Source organism: Micromonospora sp. NPDC050695 (assembly GCF_040654415.1).
GTDB lineage: Bacteria > Actinomycetota > Actinomycetes > Mycobacteriales > Micromonosporaceae > Micromonospora.
This window is the reverse complement of sequence record NZ_JBFAHZ010000027.1, coordinates 65,115-73,334: the sequence shown is the minus strand read 5'-3', so window position 1 is coordinate 73,334 and position 8,220 is coordinate 65,115. Positions and strand designations below refer to the sequence as shown.

Below are 8,220 nucleotides of genomic sequence, written 5' to 3'. Positions count from 1 at the left end.
ATGCCGGTCCAGTTGCCGAGCACCTCGGCGATCTGCTCGTCGTCAACCTCGCTGACGACGTCCAGGTCACCGGCCTTCCACTCCTTCTCCCGCTGAGCCTTCTGGCCGAGGAGCTGCTTCTCCTTGTCGCGCAGCTGGGCGGCGCGCTCGAAGTCCTGAGCGTCGATCGCGGACTCCTTGTCGCGACGCACCTGGGCGATGCGCTCGTCGAAGTCACGCAGGTCTGGCGGCGCGGTCATCCGACGGATCCGCATCCGTGCACCGGCCTCGTCGATCAGGTCGATCGCCTTGTCCGGAAGGAAGCGGTCGGAGATGTACCGGTCGGCCAGGGTCGCGGCGGCCACCAGAGCGGCATCGGTGATGCTCACGCGGTGGTGCGCCTCGTACCGGTCGCGCAGGCCCTTGAGGATCTCGATGGTGTGCGCCAGCGACGGCTCACCCACCTGGATCGGCTGGAAGCGGCGCTCGAGAGCGGCGTCCTTCTCCAGGTGCTTGCGGTATTCGTCGAGCGTGGTGGCGCCGATGGTCTGCAGCTCACCACGGGCCAGCATCGGCTTGAGGATGCTCGCCGCGTCGATCGCGCCCTCGGCGGCACCCGCACCCACGAGGGTGTGGATCTCGTCGATGAACAGGATGATGTCGCCGCGGGTGCGGATCTCCTTGAGCACCTTCTTGAGGCGCTCCTCGAAGTCACCGCGGTAGCGGGAACCGGCGACCAGCGCACCGAGGTCGAGCGTGTAGAGCTGCTTGTCCTTGAGAGTCTCGGGCACCTCGCCCTTGATGATCTTCTGGGAAAGCCCCTCCACCACGGCGGTCTTACCGACGCCGGGCTCACCGATCAGGACCGGGTTGTTCTTGGTACGGCGGGAGAGCACCTGCATGACCCGCTCGATTTCCTTCTCGCGCCCGATGACCGGGTCGAGCTTGCCCTCGCGGGCGGCCTGGGTCAGGTTGCGGCCGAACTGGTCCAGCACCAGGCTGGTAGACGGCGCGGCCTCACCCGGCGCGGCGCCCGCCGCGGCAGGCTCCTTGCCCTGGTAGCCGGAAAGCAGCTGGATCACCTGCTGGCGGACCCGGTTGAGGTCGGCGCCGAGCTTGACCAGCACCTGGGCAGCGACGCCCTCGCCCTCGCGGATCAGCCCGAGCAGGATGTGCTCCGTGCCGATGTAGTTGTGGCCGAGCTGCAGCGCCTCGCGCAGCGACAGCTCCAGCACCTTCTTGGCCCGCGGCGTGAACGGGATGTGCCCGCTCGGCGCCTGCTGGCCCTGGCCAATGATCTCCTCGACCTGCTGGCGGACGCCCTCCAGGGAGATGCCGAGGCTCTCCAGGGCCTTTGCCGCGACGCCTTCACCTTCGTGGATCAGGCCCAGCAGGATGTGTTCCGTACCGATGTAGTTGTGGTTGAGCATCCGGGCCTCTTCTTGGGCCAGGACGACAACCCGTCGCGCTCGGTCGGTGAACCGCTCGAACATGCCCTCGTGCTCCTCACGTGCCGTGCGCCTTGATGGTCAAGATCTTGGCGGGGCCGGTGCACGAACGTCCGGGACGGACGTCCGTGCCTCCTTACTCTATCGTCGCTGACCGACTCAGCTGAGGTCGTGTGTCTCCGGCGTGGGTCGGTTCCACGTCGTTTTGCACAACCGTCCGCGCTCAGGAGGTGTTCCGGTACCCCTGTCGCTACGCGCAGAGCGAAATCCGACTGGGGCGGTGGAGGCCCTCTCCGGGCTTCGGAAGCCTCCGGAAGGGCGGTTCGCCGCCGTACGGGCACCGCGCGCAAACCTGGGGGACGGTTGTCCACAGGCTGTGGACAGCTACTCCACTGCCTGTGGACAACGCCGGTCCGGGCCGGAACCTTCCCGGCTCCGCGGACCCGTCGAGCGCAGCCCGGATACGGCGACGCCGGCCCGGAGGAATGCTCCGGTCCGGCGTCGGTGTCGCCTTCGGTGGCACCTGGCCACCACTCTGTTGACGGCTCAGCGCTTCGCGTGGAACTCGTCGACGATCTCCTGGGGGATGCGGCCCCGGTCCGAGATGTCCTTGCCGGCCTTCTTGGCCCACTCGCGGATCGCCTTGTTCTGCTCGCGGTCGGCGGTCGCGCCGCCACGGCCACGGGCGGCCCGCCCACCGATCACGACGCCACCCCGGCCCACCTTCGTGCCGGCGCCCACGTACGAGGCAAAAGCCTCCCGCAATTTAGCGGCGTTGGAACTCGACAGGTCGATCTCGTACTGAACGCCGTCGAGCGCGAACTTGACGGTCTCGTCCGCATCCCCGCCGTCCAGGTCATCGACCAGCTTGTGAATGATCTGCTTGGCCACGTCCCACATTCCTTTCGAGCAGGGCGCTCCTGCTAACGAGAGCACAATAACCCCCGTGCTGCTCGCCGCGTCAATAGGATGCGGTTACGACTCGGTGGGAGCCGGCCGCGACTACTCGGGGCGGACCAACGGGAAGAGGATCGTTTCCCGAATTCCGAGGCCGGTCAGGGCCATCAAGAGCCGGTCGATTCCCATTCCCATGCCCCCGGCCGGCGGCATTCCGTACTCCATCGCCCGGAGAAAGTCCTCGTCGAGACGCATCGCCTCGTCGTCGCCGCGGGCGGCGAGCTGCGCCTGGGCCACCAGCCGTTCCCGCTGCACCACGGGGTCGACCAGCTCGGAGTACCCGGTGCCCAGCTCGAAACCGAGCACGTAGAGGTCCCACTTCTCGGCCAGCCCCGGCTCGCTGCGGTGCCCCCGGGTGAGCGGGCTGGTCTCCTCCGGGTAGTCGCGGACGAAGGTGGGCGCCTGCAGGCCGGGGACGACGAGTTCCTCGAACAGTTCCTCGGCCAGCTTGCCGGGGCCCCACTTCGGGTCCACGGCCAATCCCACCTTGTCCGCGTACTCGACCAGGCGGGAACGTTCGGTGCGGACCGTGACCTCCTCGCCGAGCGCCTCGGAAAGGACCCCGAACAGCGTGACCGATCGCCACTCGCCGCCCAGGTCGAACTCCCGGCCGTCGGCGTGGGTCACCACCGTCGAACCGCTGACCGCGATCGCCGCCTGTTGCACGAGATTACGGGTCAGCTCGCCGATCGTGTCGTAGTCGCCGTACGCCTGGTACGTCTCCAGCATGGCGAACTCGGGCGAGTGCGAAGAGTCGACACCCTCATTACGGAAGTTGCGGTTGATCTCGAAGACTCGGTCGACGCCGCCGACCACGGCGCGCTTGAGAAACAGTTCCGGCGCGATTCGCAGATACAGATCGGTGTTCAACGCATTGCTGTGGGTCACGAACGGTCGAGCGGCGGCGCCGCCGTGCAGGAGTTGCAACATCGGCGTTTCCACCTCGACGAAGCCCTGCCCGTGCAGCGAATCACGCAGGCTGCGGACCGCCGCCGCCCGGGTACGCACCATCTGTCGGGCCTGGGGCCGGACGATCAGGTCGACGTAGCGCTGACGGACCCGCGCCTCCTCGGAGAGCGGCTTGTGCGCCACCGGCAGCGGCCGCAGGGCCTTCGCGGTCATCTCCCACTGCTGCGCCAGCACCGACAGCTCACCCCGACGGCTGGTGATCACCTCACCGGTGACGCCGACGTGGTCACCGAGGTCGACGAGGCGCTTCCACGCCTCCAGGCGCTCCGGGCCGACCCGGTCCAGCGAGAGCATCGCCTGCAGCTCGGTGCCGTCACCGTCGCGCAGGGTCGCGAAGCAGAGCTTGCCGGTGTTGCGTACGAAGATCACCCGGCCGGTGACCGAGACCTGGTCGCCGGTGGCGGTGTCGGTGGGCAGCTCCGCGTAGCGCTCCCGGATCTCGGCCAGGGTGGTCGTGCGGGAGAAACCCACCGGGTAGGGCTCGACGCCCTCGGCGAGCATCCGGTCCCGCTTCTCCCGGCGGACCTTCATCTGCTCGGGAAGGTCGTCGGCGGGGTCCACTGGCACGGCATTCTGCTCGCTCACGGCACGCTTCCTCGTCACGGGAGATACAGGGGGTCAGGCCCGAGCGTACTCAAGCGCTCCGGCGGCTGTTACCGGATAACCTGCCCGTCATGGTCGATCACACTCATGCCCTCTCGTTCGGCGCCGCCGCGAGCGATTACGACCGGTTTCGACCACGTTATCCCGAGGCTGCGGTCCGTTGGGCGGTCGACGGGCTGAGCAACGGTCAGGTCGTCGACCTGGCCGCGGGCACCGGCATCCTGACCCGCGCCGTGCAGGCGCTGGGCCATCAGGTCGTACCCGTCGAGCCGGATCCGGCGATGCGGGCGCAGCTCGCCCACAGCACCCCGGGCACGACGGCGCTGGCGGGCAGCGCCGAGGCCGTGCCGCTGCCCGACGCGGCGGCGGACGCGGTGCTGGCCGGCACGGCGTACCACTGGTTCGACCGGGAACCCGCGCACGCCGAGATCGCCCGGGTGCTCCGCCCCGGCGGCACCTTCGCCCCCATCTGGAACATCCGGGACGACAGCATCGACTGGGTGGCGGAGCTGGGCCGGATCGCCCACCTCGACGACAAGTCGGGCAACGTCATCGTGAAGTACGCGGACTTCGGTCCGGCGTTCGGCGCGATCGAGGCGCGCGAGTTCACGCACCGCACGACCCTCACCCCGGACGAGGTACGCGGCATGATCAGGACCCGTTCCTACTGGCTCACCGCCTCCGACACCGATCGGCAGCGGGTCGAGCGGGAGCTGACCGACCTCCTGGCCACCCACCCCGACCTGGCCGGCCGGGAGACCGTCGAGCTGCCGTACCGGACGCTGGTGCTGCGCGCCCGGCGGCGGTGACGCTCAGAGGTTGCGCTCGTAGACCATCCGCAGGCCGATCAGCGTGATCATCGGCTCGTGGTGGGTGATGCTGCGGCACTCGTTGATCACCAGGGAGGCGAGGCCGCCGGTGGCGATCACCGCCCGCACCTCACCCAACTCCTCGGTCATCCGCTCGACGATCCGGTCCACCTGCCCGGCGAAGCCGAAGTACAGGCCGGACTGCAGGCACTCGACGGTGTTCTTGCCGATCACCGAGCGCGGTTTGGTGGCCTCGACCTTGCGCAGCTGGGCCGCCCGCGCGGCCAACGCGTCGAAGGAGATCTCGATGCCCGGGGCGAACGCGCCGCCGAGGAACTCGCCCCGGCCGCTGATCACGTCGAAGTTGGTGGTGGTGCCGAAGTCCACGACGATCGACGGCCCGCCGTAGAGGGTGTACGCGGCCAGGGTGTTCACCACCCGGTCGGCGCCCACCTCCTTCGGGTTGTCGATCGCCAACTGCACTCCGGTCCGCACGCCCGGCTCGACGATCACGCTCGGCAGGTCGGCGTAGTAGCGGCCGAGCATGGTCCGCAGCGACCGCAGCGCGGCGGGCACCGTGGAGCACGCGGCCACACCGGTGATCTCGACGTTGTCCCCGGCGAGCAGACCCCGGAACATCAGACCCAGCTCGTCCGCCGTCGAACGGGCATCGGTCTTGATCCGCCAGTTGTGCACCAGCTTGTCGCCGTCGAAGGTCGCCAGCACGGTGTTGGTGTTTCCGATGTCGATGCAGAGCAGCACGCACGCAGCCTAGACAACTACTCCGTGCGCAGGTCCAGCGCGATGTCCAGGATCGGCGACGAGTGGGTCAACGCACCCACCGAGAGGAAGTCGACGCCGGTCGCCGCGTACCGGCCCGCCACCTCCAGGGTCAGCCCGCCGGTCGCCTCCAGCTCCGCCCGGTCACCCACCGCGGCGACCGCCTGCGCCAGCACCTCGGGCGTCATGTTGTCGCAGAGCAGGAAGTCCGCGCCGGCCTCCACCGCCTCCACCGCCTCGTCGACCGTGGTCACCTCGACCTGCACCGGCACCTCCGGAAACGCCTCCCGGACCCGCCGGTACGCCGCCGTGATGCCCCCGGCCGCCAGCTTGTGGTTGTCCTTGATCATGGCCACGTCGTAGAGGCCCATCCGCTTGTTGGTGCCACCGCCGGCCCGCACCGCGTACTTCTCCAACGCCCGCAGGCCCGGCGTCGTCTTGCGGGTGTCCAGCACCATCGCCTTCGTGCCGGCCAGCGCGTCCGCCCAAGCCCGGGTGTGGGTCGCCACCCCGGACATCCGGCAGAGCAGGTTGAGCGCCGTCCGCTCGGCGGTGAGCAACAACCGGGTCGGGCCGGTCACCGTCGCCAGCACGTCGCCGCGGGCCACCCGCGCGCCGTCGCGGGCCAGCACCGACACCTCGACGGTACGACCAGAGCCGGTCACCTCGCCCACCAGCTCGAACACGGCGGCGGCCACGGCCGTGCCGGCCAGCACCCCGTCGGCGCGGGCCACCAGGTCGCCGGTGTCAATCTGCTCCGCGGGAATCGTGGCGACGCTCGTGACGTCCAGAAAATCCGGCCCCAGATCCTCGACCAGCGCGGTCTCGATCACCCGCCGCACCTGCTCCGGGTCCAGTCCGGCCGCCCGCAACGCCGCTCGCGTCGACTCCGTCATGAGTTGTTCCCCTCCCAGTGCTGCGTCATCCGGCCCTGCGCCCCGACCGCCCCGACGAGGTGGCCCAGCCACCGCTCGTCGGCCGTCGGGAAGTCCTCCCGCCAGTGGCACCCCCGGGTCTCGCCGCGCGCGTACGCGGCGGCCACCAGCGTGGACGCCACGGTCAGCAGGTTGGTCGCCTCCCAGTCGGCGGTCCGTGGCCGGCCCCGGGCAGCGCCCAGCTCGGTCAGCGTCCCGGCCGTGCCGGCCAGCGTCGCGGCCGAACGCAGCACCCCGGCCCCCCGGGTCATCGCCCGTTGCAGGGTCGGCGTCGCCTCGGCCGGCAGCACCCAGCCCGCGCCGCCACGCCAGGCGCCGGTGTCCGCCGGCTGCGCCTGCTCGGGCAGGCCCGCCGCGATGTCCTCGGCGATCCGGCGGGAGAAGACCAGACCCTCCAGCAGCGAGTTGCTGGCCAGCCGGTTCGCGCCGTGCACACCCGTGCAGGCCACCTCACCGCACGCGTACAGGCCGGGGATGGAGGTACGGCCGCGCAGATCGGTCCGGACGCCACCGGAGGCGTAGTGCGCGGCCGGAGCCACCGGGATCAGATCGGTCGCCGGGTCGACGCCGATCGCCAGGCAGGACGCCACGATGGTCGGGAACCGCGCGGCCAGGAAGTCACCGCCCAGGTGCCGGGCGTCGAGGAAGACGTGGTCCGCGCCGGTGGCCAGCAGCACCCGGTGGATGCCCTTGGCCACCACGTCCCGGGGCGCCAGCTCGGCCAACTCGTGCTGACCCACCATGAAACGCTTGCCGTCCGCGTCCACCAGGTACGCGCCCTCGCCGCGCAGCGCCTCGGAGACCAGCGGCTGCTGCGCGTGCCCGGCGCCGGGCAGGCCCGCGCCGGACGGGGTGATCAGGGCGGTCGGGTGGAACTGGACGAACTCCACGTCGGTCACCGCCGCGCCGGCCCGCATCGCCAGGGCCACCCCGTCGCCGGTGGAGACCGCCGGATTGGTGGTGGCCGCGAAGACCTGCCCCATCCCGCCGGTGGCCAGCACCACCGCACGGGCCAGCAGCGCGCCGACACCGTCCTCGCTGCCCTCGCCGAGCACGTGCAGGGTGATCCCACAGGCCGGGCCGAGCCCGTCCGGGCCGTCACCGGGCGCCCGCAGCAGATCCAGCACCAGGGCGTGCTCGACCAGCCGGATCCACGGGTCGCGCTGCACCGCCGCATGCAGGGCCCGCTGCACCTCGGCCCCGGTGGCGTCCCCACCGGCGTGCACGATCCGGTCCACCCGGTGCCCGCCCTCCCGGGTCAGCATCAGCGAGCCGTCCGGATGGCGGTCGAACTCGGCACCGATCCGCATCAGCTCCCGCAGTCGGGTCGGACCCTCCTCGACCAGCACCCGCACGGCCGCCGGGTCGCAGAGCCCCACCCCGGCGACCTCGGTGTCCCGGGCGTGCGCCGCCGGAGTGTCCGCCGGGTCGAGCACCGCGGCGATGCCGCCCTGCGCCCAACGGGTGGAGCCGTCATCAATGTTGACCTTGGTGACCACCGTGACGTGCAGACCCGCCTCCCGCAGATGCAGCGCCGCGGTCAGTCCGGCCACCCCGGACCCCACCACGATCACGTCGGTGGTCTCCACCCAGCCGGGCTCGGGCGCGGCCAGCAACGAGGGCAGGGCCGGCAGGTCGACGGTCGGAAGGTCCATCCCCCCAGTCAACCCGAACGATCCTCGCCGGGGGCGGCGGGGGCGGGACGAGTGGTATGGGCTACCCCGTCCCGGGCGCGCCCTC

At 70.6% G+C, this 8,220-nt stretch carries 7 protein-coding genes; 1 reads left to right on the top strand and 6 read right to left on the bottom strand.

Going from position 1 to position 8,220, the window contains the following annotated elements:
* From AB0H52_RS20600 to lysS, 3 genes are all read right to left on the bottom strand, one after another.
* A partial coding sequence (locus AB0H52_RS20600) for a Clp protease N-terminal domain-containing protein (protein WP_357949292.1) occupies positions 1-1,472 on the bottom strand: 1,472 nt, incomplete at its 3' end.
* 501 nt (positions 1,473-1,973) lie between these two features.
* Positions 1,974-2,318 carry an Lsr2 family protein gene (locus AB0H52_RS20595; RefSeq protein ID WP_151491871.1) on the bottom strand — a complete coding sequence of 115 codons (345 nt, stop codon included), beginning with the start codon at positions 2,316-2,318 and terminating at the stop codon, positions 1,974-1,976.
* Positions 2,319-2,429: 111 nt separating this feature from the next.
* Complete coding sequence (lysS, locus tag AB0H52_RS20590; protein WP_151491870.1) at positions 2,430-3,938, bottom strand: lysine--tRNA ligase; 1,509 nt, start codon at positions 3,936-3,938, stop codon at positions 2,430-2,432.
* A gap of 89 nt (positions 3,939-4,027) precedes the next feature.
* On the opposite strand from lysS, the gene AB0H52_RS20585 reads away from it, so the two are divergent.
* Complete coding sequence (locus tag AB0H52_RS20585; RefSeq protein ID WP_357949288.1) at positions 4,028-4,765, top strand: class I SAM-dependent methyltransferase; 738 nt, start codon at positions 4,028-4,030, stop codon at positions 4,763-4,765.
* A gap of 3 nt (positions 4,766-4,768) precedes the next feature.
* Here the strand turns inward: AB0H52_RS20585 and AB0H52_RS20580 are convergent, their stop codons facing one another.
* The 3 genes from AB0H52_RS20580 to AB0H52_RS20570 are packed head-to-tail and all read right to left on the bottom strand — an operon-like array spanning position 4,769 to position 8,135.
* Positions 4,769-5,527, bottom strand: a complete 759-nt coding sequence (locus tag AB0H52_RS20580; RefSeq protein ID WP_278125991.1) for a type III pantothenate kinase — start codon at positions 5,525-5,527, stop codon at positions 4,769-4,771.
* 17 nt (positions 5,528-5,544) lie between these two features.
* A complete protein-coding gene (gene nadC / locus AB0H52_RS20575) occupies positions 5,545-6,441 on the bottom strand; it encodes a carboxylating nicotinate-nucleotide diphosphorylase (RefSeq protein ID WP_151491867.1) in 897 nt (298 codons plus the stop codon).
* Complete coding sequence (locus AB0H52_RS20570) at positions 6,438-8,135, bottom strand: L-aspartate oxidase (RefSeq protein ID WP_357949285.1); 1,698 nt, start codon at positions 8,133-8,135, stop codon at positions 6,438-6,440. Before AB0H52_RS20570 ends, nadC begins: the two co-directional genes overlap by 4 nt.
* Positions 8,136-8,220 lie beyond the last annotated feature (85 nt).